The following is a 17,503-nucleotide window of genomic DNA, read 5'->3' as shown; positions in this document are numbered from 1 at the left end:
AACAGTTCGCCGTTATACTCGGCCCTCTGTTTTGGAGCCAGCATGATTTCTTTGCCGATTGATGAAGTTCTACCGGCCCTGCGCCAAGCCTTGGCGTCGCGCCACGAAGCGGTGCTCGAAGCGCCCCCCGGTGCCGGTAAGACCACCCGTGTTCCCTTGGCCCTGTTGAACGAGCCGTGGCTGGCCGGGCAGACCATTCTGATGCTCGAACCCCGGCGCCTGGCGGCACGGGCGGCGGCCGAGCGCCTGGCCAGCGAACTGGGGGAAAAGGTCGGCGAAACCGTGGGCTACCGGATTCGCCTCGACAGCAAGGTCGGGCCGAAAACCCGCATTGAAGTGGTCACCGAAGGCATCCTCACCCGTCGCCTACAGGATGACCCGGCACTGGATGGCGTGGGGCTGTTGATTTTCGATGAATTCCACGAGCGCAGCCTCGACGCCGACCTTGCCTTGGCCTTGAGCCTCAATGGCCGTGAGCTGTTTCGTGACGAGCAGCCGCTGAAAATCCTGCTGATGTCCGCGACCCTGGAAGGCGAGCGCCTGGCCGGGTTGCTGGACGATGCGCCGATCCTGCGCAGCGAAGGACGCATGTTCCCGGTGACGGTGCGCTGGGGCCGGCCATTCCAGCCCGGCGAATTCATCGAGCCGCGACTGGTGCAGACCCTCCTCGAAGCGCTGCACGACGAAACCGGCAGCGTGCTGGTGTTCCTGCCGGGGCAGGCGGAGATTCGCCGCGTTCATCAACAATTGGCCGAAGCCTTGGGCGAGGGCGGCAACGTGTTGCTGTGTCCGCTGCATGGCGAGCTGGACCTGGCCGCCCAGCGCGCCGCCATCGATCCGGCACCGCCCGGCCAGCGCAAAGTGGTGCTCGCTACTAACATCGCCGAGACCAGCCTGACCATCAACGGTGTGCGGGTGGTGGTCGATGCCGGGCTCGCCCGCGTACCGCGCTTCGACCCGGGCAGTGGCATGACCCGCCTCGATACCCAGCGTATCTCCCGCGCCAGCGCCACCCAACGGGCCGGCCGGGCCGGGCGACTGGAGCCGGGGGTGTGTTACCGGTTGTGGTCCGAAGACCAGCATAAACAGCTGGCGGCCTACGGCAGCGCCGAGATTCTCTCGGCGGACCTGGCCGGGCTGGCCCTGCAATTGAGCCGCTGGGGCGTGACGCCGCAGCAGTTGACGTGGCTCGACGTCCCGCCAACCGCCGCGTATGCCCAGGCGCGGGACTTATTGCAGCGCCTGGGTGCGCTGGACGGTGGACAACTGACTCGGCACGGCCAGGCCATGGCCGAGCTGCCGGCCCATCCGCGCATCGCGCACTTGCTGCTGCGGGGCCAGGCGCTGGGGCTGGCGGACATGGCCTGCAATGTCGCGGCGCTGTTGGGCGAGCGCGACATTCTTCGAGGCGCCGGCGCGGATTTGCACAGTCGCCTGGCGTTGCTGTCCGGCGAGGAACGAGCGGCACGCGGCGCTCAGGGCGGTGTGCAGCGGGCGCGGCAATTGGCCCGGCAATATCGTGGCTACTTGCGCGGAAAGGCCGAGGAAGCGGTCGCCGATCCCGAGCATCCGCGCTGGCTTGGCGCGCTGTTGGCGCTGGCCTATCCGGATCGCGTCGCGCAACAGCGGCGACCCGGCGGCGCGGAATATCGCCTGGCGAATGGGCGCGCGGCGCTGTTTGCCGAGGCCGACAGCTTGATGAAGCAACCGTGGTTGGTGATTGCCGAACTGGGAAGTCGCCAAGGCCAGCGGGAAGAACGGATCTACCTGGCGACGGATTTCGATCCGCTGCTGTTCGATTCGGTGCTGGCAGAGCAAGTACGTACCGAAGACCAACTGGATTGGGACGAGCGCGAAGGCGTGCTGCGGGCCGAGCGCCAGCGCAAGGTCGGTGAACTGGTGCTTAGCCGCGAGCCATTGACCGGCCTGGATGAATCTGCCCGCAGCCGGGCGCTGGTGAACCTGGTACGGCGCAAGGGGTTGGAGTTGTTGCCGTGGACGCTGGAGCTGCGTCAGTGGCAGGCGCGGGTGGCGCTGTTGCGTCGGCTCGACCTGGATACCAAGGGCGACAGCGAGTGGCCGGACGTCAGCGATGCGGCGTTGCTGCTCAGTCTTGAAGACTGGTTGATGCCATATCTGGGCCGGGTGTCGCGCCTTAGTCATTTTGCCAACCTGGATCTGTCGAGCATCGTCCGTAACCGGTTGCCCTGGCCTCTGCCGCAAAGGCTGGACGAACTCGCGCCGCAGCACTTGAGCGTGCCTTCCGGTTCATCGATTCGCCTGGATTACAGCGAACACCCACCTATTCTGGCGGTGCGCTTGCAGGAGCTTTTCGGCCTGGCCGACACCCCACGTATCGCCGGTGGTCGGCAGGTGGTCAAGCTGCACCTGCTATCGCCCGCGCGCCGACCAGTGCAAGTGACCCAGGACCTGGCGAACTTCTGGCGTAGTACTTACGCCGAGGTGAAGAAGGATCTCAAAGGACGGTATCCCAAGCACTACTGGCCGGACGACCCGCTGGTGGCGGAGGCGACGGCGCGGGCCAAGCCTAGACGCTAGTTTTCAAAACGGGAAACCAGCCAAGGTTGAATTGGCTTTCTGATAGGCCTGCTGGAATGCTTCGAGGTAGCCGTCATACATCTTTGATATATCGGTTTCCCTGGCCCGATCCAGATGCGCTTGTCTGGCTTCAGGATCTTCGCTTAACGCCAGCGCTTCCTGCAATTTATCGACAAACTCACCAATGGATTCATCGGATAGCATTCTGTAGTTCGGAAAAAGCGGGTCGGTTTTTTCGGCCTGCTGTCGTTTGACACACAGGCTGTAATCTTCAGCGAGGCGGCCCATGGCATTGCGTGTACCGGGTAGGTCAGAATAAACGGCTATACACCCCGCGGCCGCTGCCTCCAGCAATGTAAGGCCCCAGGATTCGGTCCGGGAAGTAGAAAGGACGATGTCCGTCGCGGACATCACCGCTGGCATGTCCTGAAAGCCGAGAAAATGAATGCGCTCCTTTAATGACTGAAGGTCGCCCAGCGTATTTTTCAGCAGATTTTGCAGATCGCGGTTATCCGAACTTAACATCGCGCCGCATCCGACAAAATGTACGGCTTCATTACCTGGTCTTTGTAACACTTCGCTGATTATTCTGACGCATGCAGTCATGTCTTTTTCGGGCGAGTATCTGCCGGCCAAGGTGATGACCTTGGCGTCTTGTGGAATATCATGCTGTTCTCTGAATTGGTGGCGTGCTTTATCGTTACGAGCAAATTTTTCGCAATCGGTACCGTTTTCAACTTCTTTCAATGCGTATGGGTTGCCACCGACACTTGCATAGTTTTGTCCCGCCGAGCGAGAACAGACCACTGCGACCTGGATAGCGCCATAAGATGCCCGCATATTTGTTGCCACGCAGAAGTCCTTTTCATTGTTCAACGTGTCCTCTACTGAAAGGTCTTCCCGGTGGATACCGTAGACTATTCCAATCCGTTCCCCAATTGGCCGAACATCGTTCAGCTGCTTGATTGCCTCAGTGACCAGCGTAGTGGCATGGTCTTGTGCAACATAAACGACATGAGGCGCGGCGTCCTCTATGGCCTCCTTCATGCTGGCGATCGCTGACGGGTTCAATTCGAAGCCGTCCGGCGATTTTATAAGTACGCCGTCAAGTCGATTGGCATTGCTCTGGGCGTTGGTTGTTGTTTCGGATTTTGTCGTCTTGTGACCCAGGTTCAGGAAATAGTTTTTCAGACAGATTTTTTCTATTGCCAGCCCGAATGGCCCCCTTCCGATATGGCGCCCCGCTTGTGACTGTATGTCGCTGAAGTCGCTGTTCGAATCCCAGGCTATCACTTCCAGCGTTGTTCTGGTGATACCGTTCTGGTCGGTTTGCGTGATGTGGTTGTGCAGAGGGAATTTACTACCGTCGCCCTTCAGGGTGACATCAATAAGTGTCGCGTTACTGAGTTTCAGCTGGGCACCTTTGGCTCCGCTGTTGTGCTGGGCCAACATGTTTCCAATATTTTCGGTGCCACCGGTTCCCTGATAGTTCTGTACAAATAGTATGGACTTTGCCCAAGCGTATTTAGGCGCGCTGCATAGACTTTCTGTGTGGGGGTTGGGCGCCGCGTCGACTGGAGTAATCATCGGTTGAACTCTTATTGGGTTTGCAGATATTAGCCCCTTGCTTAGTTGGCAGGAATAAATGAGTTGCAGGTATGTGGTTCTGGATATTGCAAGTGATTGTCTGCATAGAGGGTGCGCAGCTTTAAATTTTTGCGCTGCTGGTCACTGCGGTCAGGGCATCGCCGGCAACAGAAACCGCGCGATCACCGGCAAATGATCGGAAATGCGCAACGTATCGTCCTGCCGGACCTGGGCTTCGACCCGTTTGAGGCGGGGGCTGTAGAACAGGTAATCGACGGTCCGGTCGGGGCCGTTGAGGCCGGGATCGTTGGGGTAGTGGGTCAGCCAGTTTGCGCGGTCGATGCCGCTGGCCTCGTTGTTGGTGGGGATCATCGGGTATTTGTCCCACAGCAGGTGCAATTCGCTGTCGGCGGAGTAGGGTGAGCGTTGCTCGGTGGGCAGGCGTCGGTATTGGCCCAGGGGTAACAGGTTGAAGTCTCCCCCGGCCAGCCAGGGAGTGCCGGCGGATTCAAGCTTGTCCAAGGCCTTGGCTATCGCGCTGACTTGCGCGCGCGCAGTGTCGTCCGGCTGGGTGGCCCGCTCCAGATGTGTATTGAGCACCGCCAGTTGGCCGCCGCCGCTCAGGGGCAGGTAACTCACCAGCAAGGCATTTTTCGGCTGGAACTGGCGGGTGATGAAGTTCGCCTCGGCCACCGGCAATTGCACCCGCTCGGCGTGGTCGATGCGATAGCGGCTCAGCGTCGCCAACTGGCGGCCAACGCTGCCGAAGATATGTGGGCTGGGAATGAAGTCGGCTTTCCAGTCAAAAGCGCTGGTGCCGCAGGGATAGAGGTCGGCCAGCCGTTCCTGCAAGAGCTTGAGCTGGTTCTGGTAGTCGCTGGCCTTGGCGCCGTTGTCGAGTTCCTGCAATAGCACCACGTCCGGCTGTTCGTCGCGAATGACCCGTGCCACTTCGTCGAGGCTGAAGGCCATGTCTTCCGGGGTCGGGCTTTCATCGTCGCCCTCGGCCAGGTCGTGCCAGAACACGTAGCGCTTGCCAGCCAGGAACTGGACGTTCCAGGTCATCACCTTCAGGGCTTGGCCGGGCACCAGCGGTGGGGCGTTCGCGGCGCAGCTGACGGGCATCGCTTCCCGGGCCTGTGGGCGCCAGGTCGGGCCATAGATGGAAAAGGCTGCAATGCCGACGAGCAACAACAGGCCCAGCAAGGTGTATCGCAGCAGACGGGTCATGGCTCGGGTTTTTCTGCAATCAACATGAACATTCGGAACAGCACCACGGTGGTGAACAGTTGCAGGAAACTGTGGACGCTGTCGATCAGCAAACTGATGAAGGGGTTCTGCGGCGGCGGATACACCGAGACGCTGGCGCCCTTGAGCAGCCACAACGGGACCATTACGGCGAGGATGCATAACAGGATTCGCCAGAAATTGCCTCGACTCAGGCGCGCGCTTTCCTTCATGGCCGCCAAGGGCGCCATGCCCTGCAAAACCAACAGGTATTCACCGAAGGCGAGGACGACCATCAGCCACAACCCCGGCAGGAAGTACAAGGAAATGCCGATCAGGATCAGCAACGTATTAAGGGCGGTCAGCAAGGCGAAGCGCGGCCACTGGAGGAGGGCTGCCGCGAGCAAGTCACGGGCACGCGGGGCTTCGCCGCGACTGCGGGCATCGAGAAACAGGATCAACGCCGCGGTATACAGCGGGTACACGAGGAGACCGACGATCACGCTGTAGCCGGAGAAACCGTCGGCGCCGATGGCGCTGTCCACCCCTTGTTGGAGGACCGCCTCAAGTATTACCAGCGGCAGGCACAGCTGGGCGATCCGGCCCAGGTTGCGCTTGAAAAAATACAAGGAGTCACGCAGTACTTCTAACGGATTCATGAGTCGGTATCGCAGTTCGAAAAAGCGGTCCGACACTTTAACCGATGAAGCGACCGCACAAGCAAACGTAAACATCAGGTAAAGACCATTGAAAGCTTCCTGCGCATCCCCATTACTGAATCGCACCGGTCTTTGCGACCGGCCTGGTTTTAATCCGGCAATCTGATGAGGTCGCCATGAACAGCGAAGAACAAACCCTGATCGATGGACTGTTTTCACGGCTGCAGCAGGCCGAAAAGGATTCAGCCCCGCGCGACGCCCAGGCCGAGGCGCGGATCAAGGAACACTTGGCCAACCAGCCTGCGGCGGGCTATTTCATGGCCCAGGCGATCCTGGTGCAAGAGGCGGCGATCAAGCGCCTGGACGAGCAGAACAGACAGCTCGCCCAACAGGTCGAGCAATTGCAGGGCGAATTGCAGCAGGCCCGAAGCCAGACTTCGGCGCCAAGCGGCGGCGGTGGTTTCCTTTCGAGTATCTTCGGTGGCAGCAACCGTGATTCACGACCAGCAAGCGCACCGGCATCCAGCGGTGGCGGCTGGCGCGAACCTGCGCGGCCTTCCTTCAGCACACCGGCCCAGCCAGGCTTTGGCGCTGCGCCCGGCAACTATGCCGCGCCGCAACAGCAGGCCCCGGCGGCGGGCAGCTTTCTCGGTGGCGCCTTGAAAACCGCGGCGGGCGTGGCCGGTGGTGTGATGCTCGCCCAGGGCATCAGTAGCCTGTTCCACAGCAATCAACCCCAGGAGATCGTCGAGGTCCTCAAGGAAGAGCCGGCCCAGCCGGTCAATGACGCCGCCAACAACGGTGGCACCGGTTGGGGCGATGATCAGCGCGTGGCCGACAGCGTTAGCGACGGCAACAATAGCTATGGCAACGACCAGGGCGGTTTCAGCGACGCCGACTACAGCGACGATTCGTCCTTGTTCGGCGACGACGACTCTTTCGTCTGATCCGCCGTTCGTCCGGGGCGCCCTGGCGCCTCGGGCCGATTATTCGCGGAACGCTCCTCGAGACTGGCATACTGGGCGACTTTTCGGCCCGGGTGGCCTGCGCGCGTGTGCATTCAAGAGGAAACGCGGTGAAAAAAATCGCAGTGTTCGCCGATGTCCAGAACCTCTACTACACCGTGCGCCAGGCCTATGGTTGCCACTTCAACTATGCCGCGCTGTGGGCCGATGTGAGCAAGCAGGGGCAGATCGTCGAGGCCTATGCCTACGCGATCGATCGCGGTGACAGCAAGCAACAGCAGTTCCAGCAGATCCTGCGCAACCTGGGGTTCACCGTGAAACTCAAGCCCTATATCCAGCGCAGCGACGGCTCGGCCAAGGGCGACTGGGACGTGGGCATCACCCTGGACATCATGGACGCCGCCGACCATGTCGACGAGGTGGTCCTGGCCTCCGGTGATGGCGATTTCGACATGTTGCTCGAACGCATCATCAGCAAACACGGCGTGCAGGCTGTGGCCTATGGAGTCCCTGGGTTGACCGCCAACTCGCTGATCCGCGCCGCCAGCCGCTACGTGCCGATCGAAGGCGCGTTGCTGCTCAAGAACTGATTTTCAAGGAGCCCCACCGGTTTGGAACGTATCGCAGTCATCGACTTTGAAACCACCGGCATCACCCCGAGCAGCGGTTGCCGGGCCACCGAAATTGCCGTGGTGATACTTGAGCAAGGCCGGATAGTCGACCGTTACCAGAGCCTGATGAACGCCGGCGTGCGCGTCCCGGCCTTCATCGAGCAACTGACCGGTATCAGCAATGCCATGCTGCGCAGCGCACCGCCAGCGGAAAAGGTCATGAACGAGGTCAACGAGTTCGTCGGCATCACGCCGCTGCTGGCTCACAATGCCGCGTTCGACCAGAAGTTCTGGGACTTCGAACTGGGACGAATCAAGCGCACCCGCCTGCAGAATTTTGCCTGTTCACTGCTGTTGGCCCGACGCCTGATGCCAGCGGCGCCGAACCACAAGCTCGGCACGCTCAATGCTTTCGCCGGCCTGCCTCACACCGGCCAGGCTCACCGGGCCATGGCCGACGCCGAAATGGCCGCCAACCTCACCGCGCACCTGGCCTCGGAGCTGCGGCAAAAGCATGGGTTGCGAGAGCTGTCCCATGACCTGCTGTGCAGCTTGCAGAAGGTGCCGGCAGCGAAGATCAACGAGCATCTCAAGCGCCATCGCGGGTTCTGAACACTGCACAACTCTCCTGTGGGAGCGAGCCTGCTCGCGAAAGCAGTGTGTCAGCCACCACAGATGTTGGCAGGGCGGACGCCTTCGCGAGCAGGCTCGCTCCCACAATGAAAAGTGTATGGCTCGGATAAACAGATTTTGTAACTTAATTTCCGTCGATTGCCTTTTTAGAATGACAGGTTTCATCGTCCTGACTTCGAGCTGAACATGCCTGGCCCACGCCGTTTTCCGTTGCCATTGATCGCTGCCTTCTTCGCTTTGTACGTCATCTGGGGATCGACCTATCTGGTGATTCGCATCGGCGTCGAGCATTGGCCGCCCTTGCTGCTGGCCGGGATTCGTTTCGTGATCGCCGGGTCGTTGATGTATGGCTTCCTGCGCTGGCGCGGGGCACCGGCGCCGACCTGGGCGCAGTGGAAGGCCGGGGCGCTGATTGGGGTGTTGTTGCTGACGTTCGGCAATGGCGCGGTGAGTATCGCCGAGCATATGGGCGTGGCCTCGGGCGTGGCGGCGTTGGCCGTGGCGACGGTGCCTTTGTTTACCTTGCTCTGCGGATATTTCTGGGGCGCGCGTAATACCCGTCTGGAATGGGCCGGGATTGTATTGGGGCTGATCGGTATCGCCATGCTCAACCTCGGTTCCAACCTGCAATCGAGCCCGATGGGGGCGGCCTTGTTGGTGTTTGCGGCGGCTTCCTGGGCCTTCGGCTCGGTGTTGAGCAAACACCTGCCGTTGCCGGCGGGAGCGATGGCCAGCGCCGTGGAGATGCTGGTGGCCGGCGTGGTGCTGTTGATCGGCAGCTTCGCCAGTGGCGAGCGCCTGGAAAGCATGCCGCCGCTGGAAGGCTGGTTCGCGCTGGTCTATCTGATCGGTTTCGGTTCGATCATCGCCTTCAACGCCTACATGTACTTGCTCAAGCATGTGCGTCCGGCCGCAGCCACCAGCTACGCCTATGTCAACCCGGCGGTGGCGGTGTTGCTGGGGATCGTCTTCGCCGGGGAAACCATCGGTATCGAAGAGGCCTTGGCGATGCTGGTGATTATCAGCGCCGTGGTCCTGATCGGGTTGCCGCAGTGGCGCAAGCCCAAGCCCGCACCGGCCGAATCATGATTTAGGGTAAACTGCCGCGCATTGCACACCTTGCGCTGATTTTTCCTACGGTATCTCCATGACTTTCGCCACTCTTGGCCTGATCGAACCCCTGCTGCGCGCCCTCGAGACGCTCGGCTACCAGACGCCGACCCCAGTCCAGGCCCAAGCCATGCCGGCGGTGCTCGCCGGTCGCGACCTGATGGCCGCAGCCCAGACCGGCACCGGCAAGACCGCCGGTTTCGCCGTGCCGCTGTTGCAGTTGTTGACCACCGAAGGGCCGAAAGTTGCCGCCAACTCGGTGCGCGCGCTGATCCTTGTGCCGACCCGCGAGCTGGCCGAGCAGGTCCACGAAAGCGTGCGCCAGTACGCCCAGAACCTGCCGCTGAGCACCTACGCCGTGTACGGCGGTGTCAGCATCAACCCGCAAATGATGAAGCTGCGCAAAGGCGTCGATCTGTTGGTCGCCACGCCGGGCCGCTTGCTCGACCTGTTCCGCCAGAACGCGCTGAAGTTCAATCAGTTGCAGACCCTGGTGCTGGACGAGGCCGACCGCATGCTCGACCTGGGCTTCTCCGAGGAACTGGCGAACATCTATAAGGCCCTGCCGAAGAAGCGCCAGACCTTGCTGTTCTCGGCGACCTTCTCCGATGCGATCCGCCTACTGGCCGGGCAGATGCTCAACGACCCGCTGAGCATCGAAGTGAGCCCGCGCAACGTGGCCGCCAACACCGTCAAGCAATGGGTGGTGACGGTGGACAAGAAGCGCAAGCCGGAACTGTTCATCCACCTGATGCGCAAGCACAAGTGGAAGCAGGTGCTGGTATTTGCCAAGACCCGCAACGGCGTCGATGCACTGGTGGAAAAACTCCAGGGCCTGGGCGTCAACGCCGATGGCATCCACGGCGACAAACCCCAGGCGACCCGCCAGCGTGCGCTGGATCGTTTCAAGGCCAGCGAAGTGCAGATCCTGGTGGCCACCGACGTCGCGGCCCGTGGCTTGGACATCGAGGACTTGCCGCTGGTGGTGAACTTCGATTTGCCGATCGTCGCCGAGGACTACATCCACCGTATCGGCCGTACGGGCCGTGCGGGTGCCACCGGGCAGGCGATTTCCCTGGTCTGCGCCGATGAAGTGAATCTGCTGTCGGCCATTGAAACCCTGACCCGCCAGGCATTGCCCCGGCAGATGGAACATGATTTCGAACCTGAGCATCGCGTGCCGGAAACCGATGCCAGCGGCCAGGTGATCAAGAAACCGAAAAAGCCGAAGAAACCGAAAGCTTCCGGCGGTGGCGGCAAGCGCAACCTTGGCAAGTGGGTGGACAGTGGCGACTCGGGGCCGGTGGAGCCTTCGGTGAAACCTGTGCGAAAAGTGCCAGTGTTCAATACCGGGCCGCGCAAGCGTAAGCCTTGATGATTTGCTGCGTCGGATAGATTGCTTTCGCGAGCAGGCTCGCTCCCACAAGGGCTCTGTGGTGTTCACCGCTCTGGTGTCCAGCGCCCGATCCCTGTGGGAGCGAGCCCGCTCGCGAAGGCGGCAACAAAGATTTCAAGCCTGGCGCTGTAGCCACTCCACCATCCCCAACCCCGCCGCACGACCGCTGGCAAAGCATGCCGTAAGCAAGTATCCGCCAGTCGGCGCTTCCCAATCGATCATCTCTCCCGCGCAGAAAACGCCGGGCACTTGCTTGAGCATCAGTCGCTCATCGAGTGCCTCGAAGGTCACGCCGCCGGCACTGCTAATGGCTTCGTCCAGCGGACGGGTTTTCACCAGCGTGACCGGCAATGCCTTGATCGCCTGGGCCAGCCGCGCCATGTCGGCAAAACAATCGGCTGAAGTCAGTTCCCGTAACAACGCTGCCTTGACCCCGTCGAGCCCCAACTGGCTGTGCAGATGCTTGGCCATCGAGCGAGAACCGCGCGGCTTGCTCAATGCCAGGAGAATCTTGTCCACAGGCCGGCCCGGCAGAAGATCCAGATGAATGGTCGCGCTGCCGTGTTGGTTGATAGCCTCACGAATCCGCGCCGATAGCGCATAGATCAGGCTGCCCTCGATGCCGGTGGCGGTGATGACGCATTCGCCGAGGCGTGGCACGTCATCGTCGAGGCCGATGGCAATGTTCTTCAGTGGGGTGCCGGCAAATTTGGCGATCATCAGATCGCTCCAGCCCGGCACATCGAACCCGCAGTTGCTTGGCTGCAAGGGCGCGAGGAGGACGCCGCGCTGTTCCAGCGGCAACATCCAGGCACCGTCGGAGCCCAGGCGTGACCAACTGCCGCCTCCCAGCGCCAATAAGGTCGCGTCGGGCTGTAGGGCCTTTTCCCCGTCCGGGCTGGCAATGCGCAGGCTGCCGTCGGCATTCCAGCCAAGCCAGCGGTGGCGCGTATGAATCACCACGCCGGCGTCGCGCAGGCGCTTGAGCCAGGCGCGCAGCAGCGGGGCGGCCTTCATATCGGTAGGAAATACCCGCCCGGAGCTGCCGACAAAGGTGTCGATGCCCAGGCCGTGAATCCATTCGCACAACTCATCGGCGCCGAATGCCCGCAGCAGCGGGGCGATATTCGGCGTGCGTTCGCCGTAGCGGGAGAGGAACGCCGGGAAAGCTTCCGAGTGAGTGATATTCATGCCGCCGACACCGGCCAGCAGAAATTTCCTGCCCACCGATGGCATGCCGTCGTACAGGTCGACCTGGAGGCCGGCCTGGCTCAACACCTCGGCCGCCATGAGGCCGGCGGGGCCGCCGCCGATGATGGCGATGTTTGGAGTGGAAGGCTTGGTGGTCGAGGTCATGATCGGGCTGTGGGGGCAGGAGTAGGCGGGGCATTCTACCAGCACGCTTCACTGATATCCCTGTGGGAGCGAGCTTGCTCGCGATTGCGGTGAACCAGTTACATCAACGCCTCTGAAACACCGCCATCGCGAGCAAGCTCGCTCCCACAAGGGTAGGTGGTGTTTTTCAATAAGAGTGATCAAAAAACAGCCAAGCTCTTGCGAGCTATAGAGGGCATAGGTTGCAGGCCCTTTCGCTCAGGTTATCCACAGGCCGCTCCACAGGCATTGTGGGTAACGCGCAGACTTCAGTGACAACCTGATGACGTCCAGACCTTCTGTGCGCTGTGGTGCAGGATTCCGTGCCGGCGGGCCAGGGCCTTGCGGTCCTTGCTGTAGCCACCGCCGATCACGCCGACCACCGGAATGTCCCGGCCCAGGCAATGGCGCATGACGCTCTCGTCCCGGGCGGCGAGGCCTTCGTCGGTCAGCTTCAGGTAACCGAGGGCATCGTCCTTGTGTACATCGACGCCGGCGTCATAGAGCACCAGATCGGGCTGATAGAGCGGCAGCAGGTAATTGAGCGCGTCATCGACGACTTTCAGGTAGGCGGCGTCCTCCATGCCCATCGGCAGGGGAATATCCCAGTCGCTTTGCGCCTTGCGTGCAGGAAAATTCTTTTCGCAGTGCAAGGAAACTGTCACGGCGTCGGGAGTGTCATGGAGTATTCGAGCCGTACCGTCGCCCTGGTGCACGTCGCAGTCGAAAATCAGCACTCGCGAGACCTGACCGCTGGCGAGGAAATAGCGGCTGATCACCGCCAGGTCATTGAAGATGCAAAATCCGGCCGGGTGGTCGTAGTGGGCGTGGTGCGTACCGCCGGCCAGATGACAGGCCAGTCCGTGTTCGAGGGCCTGCTCGGCGGCCAGCAGTGATCCGCCGACGGCGCGTACCGTTCGGCGAGCCAAGGCTTCGCTCCAGGGCAGGCCGAGGCGCCGTTGGTCTTCGCGGGACAACTCGCCGCCCATGTAGCGTTCGATATAGGCGCGATCGTGGGCCAAGGCAAGGATGTCCGGCGGGCATAGGGCCGGACGCAGCAGGTCCGCGTCCCGGGCCAGGCCGCTGTCCACCAGGTGATCGCGCAGCAGGCGGAACTTGTCCATGGGGAAACGGTGCTCCGCAGGGAATTCGGGGCTGTAGTCTTCGTGGTAGATCAGCGGTAGCGGCATGGTGTTTTCAGTGGCGGGTGAGTGACGGATCCTACCAGCGATGTAGACTCTGGGCATGGAAAGGGAGTGAAGATGGAGCCGATACTGGAAGTGGAAAGCGCACGGCTGATTCTGCGGCAGTGGCGCGATGAAGACCTGCCGGCGTTTGCGGCGATGTGTGCCGATCCGCAAGTGATGCGTTATTTTCCGGCCCCCCTGAGTCGCCTGGAAAGCGCTGCGTTGATCGGCCGGGTGCGCGGGCATTTTGCCGAGCATGGTTTTGGTTTGTGGGCATTGGAGCGCAAGGACACCGGTGCCTTCATCGGTTTTACCGGGCTGGGCGTGGTCGGGTTCGATGCGCATTTCACCCCGGCGGTGGAAATCGGCTGGCGCCTGGCGCGCGAACACTGGGGGCTGGGGTATGCCAGCGAAGCCGCATGGACCGCGTTGCGTTGCGCTTTCGACCGCCTGGGCCTGGATGAAGTGGTGGCTTTTACCGCTGTGGATAACTTGCCTTCGCAGAAGGTCATGCAGGCCATCGGCATGCAGCACGATCCGGACGATGATTTCGAACACCCAAAGCTCGCGGTCGGTCATCCATTGCGTCACCATGTGCTCTATCGCATCAATCGTGAGCAATGGTTGCAGACCCTTCACGGTTAACCGACACGGACGTTTACAATGCCCGCCAAAATGGCCCGGGCCAATTATCGATCCGCCGCCGCAGCACAGCCTGCGCGGTTTTGTGCTGTGTGAGGAAAATCTGAATGAGCCACGTGTTGGAAGATCTGGTCGACCTGCTGACCCTGGAACCGATCGAAGAGAACCTGTTTCGCGGTCGCAGCCAGGACCTGGGCTTTCGCCAGCTGTTCGGCGGCCAAGTGCTGGGCCAGTCGCTGTCGGCGGCCAGCCAGACCGTGGAAGAGGCGCGCCATGTGCATTCGATGCATGGCTACTTCCTGCGTCCGGGCGATGCGGCGTTGCCGGTGGTCTACCAGGTAGATCGCGTGCGTGATGGCGGCAGCTTCAGCACCCGACGGGTCACGGCGATCCAGAAGGGCAACCCGATCTTCACCTGCAGCGCGTCGTTCCAGTACGACGAGCAGGGCTTCGAGCACCAGAGCACCATGCCGCAGGTCGTCGGGCCGGAGAACCTGCCGTCGGAACTGGAACTGACCCAGCAGCGCGCGCACCTGTTGCCTGAACACATGCGTGAAAAACTGCTGTGCCCCAAGCCGATCGAGGTGCGCCCGGTCACCGAAAAGGACCCGTACAACCCGCAACCGGCCGATCCGGTCAAGTACGTGTGGTTTCGTGCCGATGGCGCCTTGGCTGACTCCCCGGCCCTGCATAAATACCTGCTGGCCTATGCGTCGGATTTCGGCCTGCTGACTACCTCGTTGCTGCCTCATGGCAAATCGGTCTGGCACAAGGACATGCAGGTCGCCAGCCTCGACCACGCGCTGTGGTTCCACGCTGACCTGCGTGCCGATGACTGGTTGCTCTATGCCATGGACAGCCCCTGGGCCGGCAATTCCCGTGGCTTCTCCCGTGGCAGTGTGTTCAATCGCGCCGGGCAGCTGGTGGCCTCGGTGACCCAGGAAGGCCTGATCCGCCATCGCAAGGACTGGGCATGAGCCTGGCCGATGTGCGGCACTGGGTGTTCGACATGGACGGCACGCTGACCATCGCCGTGCATGATTTCGCCGCGATCCGCGTGGCCCTGGCGATTCCGCCTGAAGACGACATCCTCACGCATCTGGCGGGATTGCCCGCTGAAGAAGCCGCGGCCAAACATGCCTGGTTGCTGGAACACGAGCGGGACCTGGCGCTGGGCTCCAGGCCCGCGCCGGGGGCGGTGGAGCTGGTCCGCGAGTTGGCCGGGCGTGGTTATCGCCTGGGCATCCTGACGCGCAACGCACGCGAGCTCGCCCACGTGACGCTTGAGGTGATCGGCCTGGCCGATTGTTTTGCCGTGGGAGACGTTCTCGGTCGTGATGAAGCGCCGCCCAAACCTCATCCCGGTGGCCTGTTGAAACTGGCCGAGGCCTGGGACGTGGCGCCCGAGACCATGGTGATGGTGGGCGACTACCGCTTTGACCTCGACTGCGGCCGCGCGGCTGGGGCGCGGACGGTGCTGGTGAATCTGCCGGACAATCCCTGGCCTGAGCTGACGGACTGGCATGCGCGTGATTGCGCCGAGTTGCGGCGGATGCTTTCGGTTTGAGAGGTTGGTTGACTGATCGACCGCCATCGCGAGCAAGCTCGCTCCCACAGTGGAACTACGGCGAACATGGATTTTGTGATCCACAGGAATCCCCTGTGGGAGCGAGCTTGCTCGCGATGAGGCCCTGAAAGTCACCACAACGCTCACTGCCCAAACAGCACCTTCAACCCCTCCGGCGAATTGAACATCCCATCCCCATCATGTCCAACCCCGGGCACTTCGATCAGTCGCTGGTTCAACCCTTGCGGGTGGCGTCGGGTCAGGTAGTCAAAAAAGAAATGCCCCCGTAGCAGCCGATACGCCCCTTGTGTCTGCGCTTCACAACCTTTATCCAGCGCCGGATGTTCCGGGTCGATGTCCTGTTGCCCAAGCAGATAGACGATGTCGCGCTTGATGTAGCGATCCTCGAGCTGGGCGGGCGTTTGCACGGTAGCGTAGGCGGGCAGGTTTTCCAGGCCGTATTTCCAGCGATTGAAGCCTGGGCAACTGACCGGGTCGAACGCCATGGGCCGCTGTGCGTCCAGGTAGGCATAGGACGAAGGGTTGGCGATCACGAACCGTGGGCTGATGCGATAAGTGCCATGGGCAAGCAGGGCATAGCGCTGCACCACTTGGGCGCCGCCGGAGTGGCCGGCGATGACGATGTCTTTCACTGCGGGAAACTGCTGGCGGTCGCTGACCCGCGCAACGATGTCGTCCAGCACCTGGAATGAACTGAGCGGTTTCGGCCCCGTGGACAGGCCGCCCGCCATCCAGTCGTTGCCCTGCCAGCGCAGGATTTCAGCAGGCAACTGATGGCGCGCTACGTCATGTTCGTTGAGAAATTGTGGGGCAATGATCAACGTCGTCGTCGCCGACTGACTGGCCTGTGCCGCGGCTTTTTCAGCGCTGTGCAAGTAAGTATCGGCATTGCGCAGCCGACCATGGAGGATGATCAGCACCCGCTCGATCGAGGCCGGTGGCGGGCTGACACCGACGGCCATGGCGCCGCCCCTGATCTGCAAGCGTCCCTCGGCGATCACCTTGACGCCGTGTTCCTCGGCCTGGGCTACGGCGCAGCACAGCACCAGCCCGATCAATGCCCGCCACTTCATCTACAGGGTTTTCGCCGCGAAGGTGTCGCACTGGCTGACCTGGCCTTGAGAAAAACCGGTCTTGAACCAGCGCACCCGTTGTGCCGAAGTGCCGTGAGTAAACGAGTCTGGCACCACGCGGCCCTGGCCTTGTTGCTGAAGACGATCGTCGCCAATGGCATTCGCGGCGGTCAAGGCCTCTTCGATATCCCCCGGTTCAAGCCAGTTCAGGCGCTTTTGTGCGTGGTTGGCCCAGACGCCCGCCAGGCAATCGGCCTGCAACTCTTGGCGCACCAGCAAACCACCGTCGCCTTCCATTTGCCGGCCTTGCTGGCGCGCTTCCTGGATTTTCGCCGACACGCCGAGCAGCGTCTGCACGTGGTGGCCCACCTCATGAGCGATGACGTAAGCCTGGGCGAAATCCCCGGCGGCCGAAAAACGCTGGGACATTTCCTTGAAGAAACTCATGTCCAGGTAAACCTGCCGGTCCGCCGGACAGTAGAAGGGGCCGGTCGCCGAGGAAGCCAGGCCGCACGCCGAGTTGACCCGACCGCTGAACAGCACCAGCTTCGGTTGCTGGTACTGGCGCCCGGCCTGTTGGAAAACCTGGCTCCAGGTGTCTTCGGTATCGCCCAGGATGGAGCGCACGAATTCAGCCTGTTCGTCGTTGGCCGGTGGCGCCTGGCGCGTTTGCGAAGGAGCGGGCGCGGAAGCCTGGTCCATCTGCCCGGTCAGTTGCCCGAGAATCTGCATGGGGTCCTGGCCGGTGATCCAGCCGATGCCGACGATCAGGATAATGGCCGTCAGGCTCAAGCCCTTGCCGCCACCAAAACGCATCCCGCCGCCGCCCCCACCGTCACCGCGGGCGTCCACCACGTTGTCACTGCGGCGACCTTTTTTCCATAACATGGGG

General features: G+C 61.9%; 16 protein-coding genes. 9 read left to right on the top strand and 7 right to left on the bottom strand.

The genetic code is table 11. From position 1 onward, the window contains the following. Positions 1 to 42: 42 nt before the first annotated feature. On the top strand, positions 43 to 2,559 hold the full coding sequence (hrpB, locus tag J3P91_RS23745; RefSeq protein ID WP_434601904.1) for an ATP-dependent helicase HrpB: 2,517 nt from the start codon (positions 43 to 45) through the stop codon (positions 2,557 to 2,559). A 3-nt stretch (positions 2,560 to 2,562) separates the two neighbouring features. On the opposite strand, the gene J3P91_RS23740 is transcribed toward hrpB, so the two are convergent. From J3P91_RS23740 to J3P91_RS23730, 3 genes are all read right to left on the bottom strand, one after another. Further along, a complete protein-coding gene (locus J3P91_RS23740; protein WP_434601903.1) occupies positions 2,563 to 4,146 on the bottom strand; it encodes a glycosyltransferase family 4 protein in 1,584 nt (527 codons plus the stop codon). Between the two features lie 150 nt (positions 4,147 to 4,296). After that, entirely contained in the window at positions 4,297 to 5,376 is a 1,080-nt protein-coding gene (locus tag J3P91_RS23735; protein WP_434601902.1) for an endonuclease/exonuclease/phosphatase family protein, read from the bottom strand. Beyond that, entirely contained in the window at positions 5,373 to 6,032 is a 660-nt protein-coding gene (locus J3P91_RS23730) for a YciC family protein (protein WP_434601901.1), read from the bottom strand. The genes J3P91_RS23735 and J3P91_RS23730 overlap by 4 nt, the downstream gene beginning before the upstream one ends. Positions 6,033 to 6,208: 176 nt before the next feature. Here J3P91_RS23730 and J3P91_RS23725 point away from each other — a divergent pair, with 176 nt between their 5' ends. The 5 genes from J3P91_RS23725 (at position 6,209) to J3P91_RS23705 (ending at position 10,726) form a co-directional block, all read left to right on the top strand. Beyond that, positions 6,209 to 6,979, top strand: a complete 771-nt coding sequence (locus J3P91_RS23725; RefSeq protein ID WP_434601900.1) for a DUF2076 domain-containing protein — start codon at positions 6,209 to 6,211, stop codon at positions 6,977 to 6,979. A 128-nt stretch (positions 6,980 to 7,107) separates the two neighbouring features. After that, complete coding sequence (locus tag J3P91_RS23720; protein ID WP_030140338.1) at positions 7,108 to 7,587, top strand: NYN domain-containing protein; 480 nt, start codon at positions 7,108 to 7,110, stop codon at positions 7,585 to 7,587. A gap of 21 nt (positions 7,588 to 7,608) precedes the next feature. Further along, positions 7,609 to 8,220 carry a 3'-5' exonuclease gene (locus J3P91_RS23715; RefSeq protein WP_434571652.1) on the top strand — a complete coding sequence of 204 codons (612 nt, stop codon included), beginning with the start codon at positions 7,609 to 7,611 and terminating at the stop codon, positions 8,218 to 8,220. A 207-nt stretch (positions 8,221 to 8,427) separates the two neighbouring features. Continuing rightward, positions 8,428 to 9,330: a drug/metabolite exporter YedA gene (gene yedA, locus J3P91_RS23710; protein ID WP_434571653.1), complete on the top strand. Its 903-nt coding sequence runs from the start codon at positions 8,428 to 8,430 to the stop codon at positions 9,328 to 9,330. Between the two features lie 58 nt (positions 9,331 to 9,388). Then, complete coding sequence (locus J3P91_RS23705; RefSeq protein WP_434571654.1) at positions 9,389 to 10,726, top strand: DEAD/DEAH box helicase; 1,338 nt, start codon at positions 9,389 to 9,391, stop codon at positions 10,724 to 10,726. 135 nt (positions 10,727 to 10,861) lie between these two features. Here J3P91_RS23705 and J3P91_RS23700 read toward each other — a convergent pair whose 3' ends face one another. Both J3P91_RS23700 and J3P91_RS23695 read right to left on the bottom strand, forming a co-directional pair. Next, positions 10,862 to 12,103 (bottom strand): TIGR03862 family flavoprotein, encoded by a 1,242-nt coding sequence (locus J3P91_RS23700; protein ID WP_434601899.1) that lies wholly within the window; start codon positions 12,101 to 12,103, stop codon positions 10,862 to 10,864. Positions 12,104 to 12,390: 287 nt separating this feature from the next. Continuing rightward, a complete protein-coding gene (locus tag J3P91_RS23695; protein WP_434571656.1) occupies positions 12,391 to 13,311 on the bottom strand; it encodes a histone deacetylase family protein in 921 nt (306 codons plus the stop codon). A gap of 72 nt (positions 13,312 to 13,383) precedes the next feature. Between J3P91_RS23695 and J3P91_RS23690 the strand changes: the two genes are divergently transcribed. The 3 genes from J3P91_RS23690 to J3P91_RS23680 all read left to right on the top strand — a co-directional run bounded on the left by J3P91_RS23690 (position 13,384) and on the right by J3P91_RS23680 (position 15,517). After that, positions 13,384 to 13,953: a GNAT family N-acetyltransferase gene (locus tag J3P91_RS23690; RefSeq protein ID WP_434601898.1), complete on the top strand. Its 570-nt coding sequence runs from the start codon at positions 13,384 to 13,386 to the stop codon at positions 13,951 to 13,953. 104 nt (positions 13,954 to 14,057) lie between these two features. Continuing rightward, positions 14,058 to 14,927 carry an acyl-CoA thioesterase II gene (tesB, locus tag J3P91_RS23685; RefSeq protein ID WP_072411434.1) on the top strand — a complete coding sequence of 290 codons (870 nt, stop codon included), beginning with the start codon at positions 14,058 to 14,060 and terminating at the stop codon, positions 14,925 to 14,927. Then, positions 14,924 to 15,517 (top strand): HAD family hydrolase, encoded by a 594-nt coding sequence (locus J3P91_RS23680; protein WP_434601897.1) that lies wholly within the window; start codon positions 14,924 to 14,926, stop codon positions 15,515 to 15,517. The genes tesB and J3P91_RS23680 overlap by 4 nt, the downstream gene beginning before the upstream one ends. Before the next feature lie 143 nt (positions 15,518 to 15,660). Here J3P91_RS23680 and J3P91_RS23675 read toward each other — a convergent pair whose 3' ends face one another. Both J3P91_RS23675 and ypfJ read right to left on the bottom strand, forming a co-directional pair. Beyond that, complete coding sequence (locus tag J3P91_RS23675) at positions 15,661 to 16,611, bottom strand: alpha/beta fold hydrolase (protein ID WP_434601896.1); 951 nt, start codon at positions 16,609 to 16,611, stop codon at positions 15,661 to 15,663. Beyond that, positions 16,612 to 17,499: a KPN_02809 family neutral zinc metallopeptidase gene (ypfJ, locus tag J3P91_RS23670; RefSeq protein WP_434601895.1), complete on the bottom strand. Its 888-nt coding sequence runs from the start codon at positions 17,497 to 17,499 to the stop codon at positions 16,612 to 16,614. It abuts the gene before it with no gap. Positions 17,500 to 17,503 lie beyond the last annotated feature (4 nt).

It is taken from the genome of Pseudomonas sp. Z4-7, from assembly GCF_051131965.1.
GTDB lineage: Bacteria > Pseudomonadota > Gammaproteobacteria > Pseudomonadales > Pseudomonadaceae > Aquipseudomonas.
Note: the sequence above shows the minus strand (reverse complement) of the source record. Positions and strands in the feature narration are given on the sequence as shown.

Excerpts from the sequence above, each read along its gene's own strand:
- ypfJ (WP_434601895.1), bottom strand. The coding sequence starts at position 17,499 with ATGTTATGGAAAAAAGGTCGCCGCAGTGACAACGTGGTGGACGCCCGC.
- J3P91_RS23740 (WP_434601903.1), bottom strand. The coding sequence starts at position 4,146 with ATGATTACTCCAGTCGACGCGGCGCCCAACCCCCACACAGAAAGTCTA.
- J3P91_RS23690 (WP_434601898.1), top strand. The coding sequence starts at position 13,384 with ATGGAGCCGATACTGGAAGTGGAAAGCGCACGGCTGATTCTGCGGCAG.
- J3P91_RS23705 (WP_434571654.1), top strand. The coding sequence starts at position 9,389 with ATGACTTTCGCCACTCTTGGCCTGATCGAACCCCTGCTGCGCGCCCTC.
- J3P91_RS23700 (WP_434601899.1), bottom strand. The coding sequence starts at position 12,103 with ATGACCTCGACCACCAAGCCTTCCACTCCAAACATCGCCATCATCGGC.
- J3P91_RS23725 (WP_434601900.1), top strand. The coding sequence starts at position 6,209 with ATGAACAGCGAAGAACAAACCCTGATCGATGGACTGTTTTCACGGCTG.
- J3P91_RS23695 (WP_434571656.1), bottom strand. The coding sequence starts at position 13,311 with ATGCCGCTACCGCTGATCTACCACGAAGACTACAGCCCCGAATTCCCT.
- tesB (WP_072411434.1), top strand. The coding sequence starts at position 14,058 with ATGAGCCACGTGTTGGAAGATCTGGTCGACCTGCTGACCCTGGAACCG.
- J3P91_RS23735 (WP_434601902.1), bottom strand. The coding sequence starts at position 5,376 with ATGACCCGTCTGCTGCGATACACCTTGCTGGGCCTGTTGTTGCTCGTC.
- J3P91_RS23730 (WP_434601901.1), bottom strand. The coding sequence starts at position 6,032 with ATGAATCCGTTAGAAGTACTGCGTGACTCCTTGTATTTTTTCAAGCGC.
- yedA (WP_434571653.1), top strand. The coding sequence starts at position 8,428 with ATGCCTGGCCCACGCCGTTTTCCGTTGCCATTGATCGCTGCCTTCTTC.
- J3P91_RS23675 (WP_434601896.1), bottom strand. The coding sequence starts at position 16,611 with ATGAAGTGGCGGGCATTGATCGGGCTGGTGCTGTGCTGCGCCGTAGCC.
- hrpB (WP_434601904.1), top strand. The coding sequence starts at position 43 with ATGATTTCTTTGCCGATTGATGAAGTTCTACCGGCCCTGCGCCAAGCC.
- J3P91_RS23680 (WP_434601897.1), top strand. The coding sequence starts at position 14,924 with ATGAGCCTGGCCGATGTGCGGCACTGGGTGTTCGACATGGACGGCACG.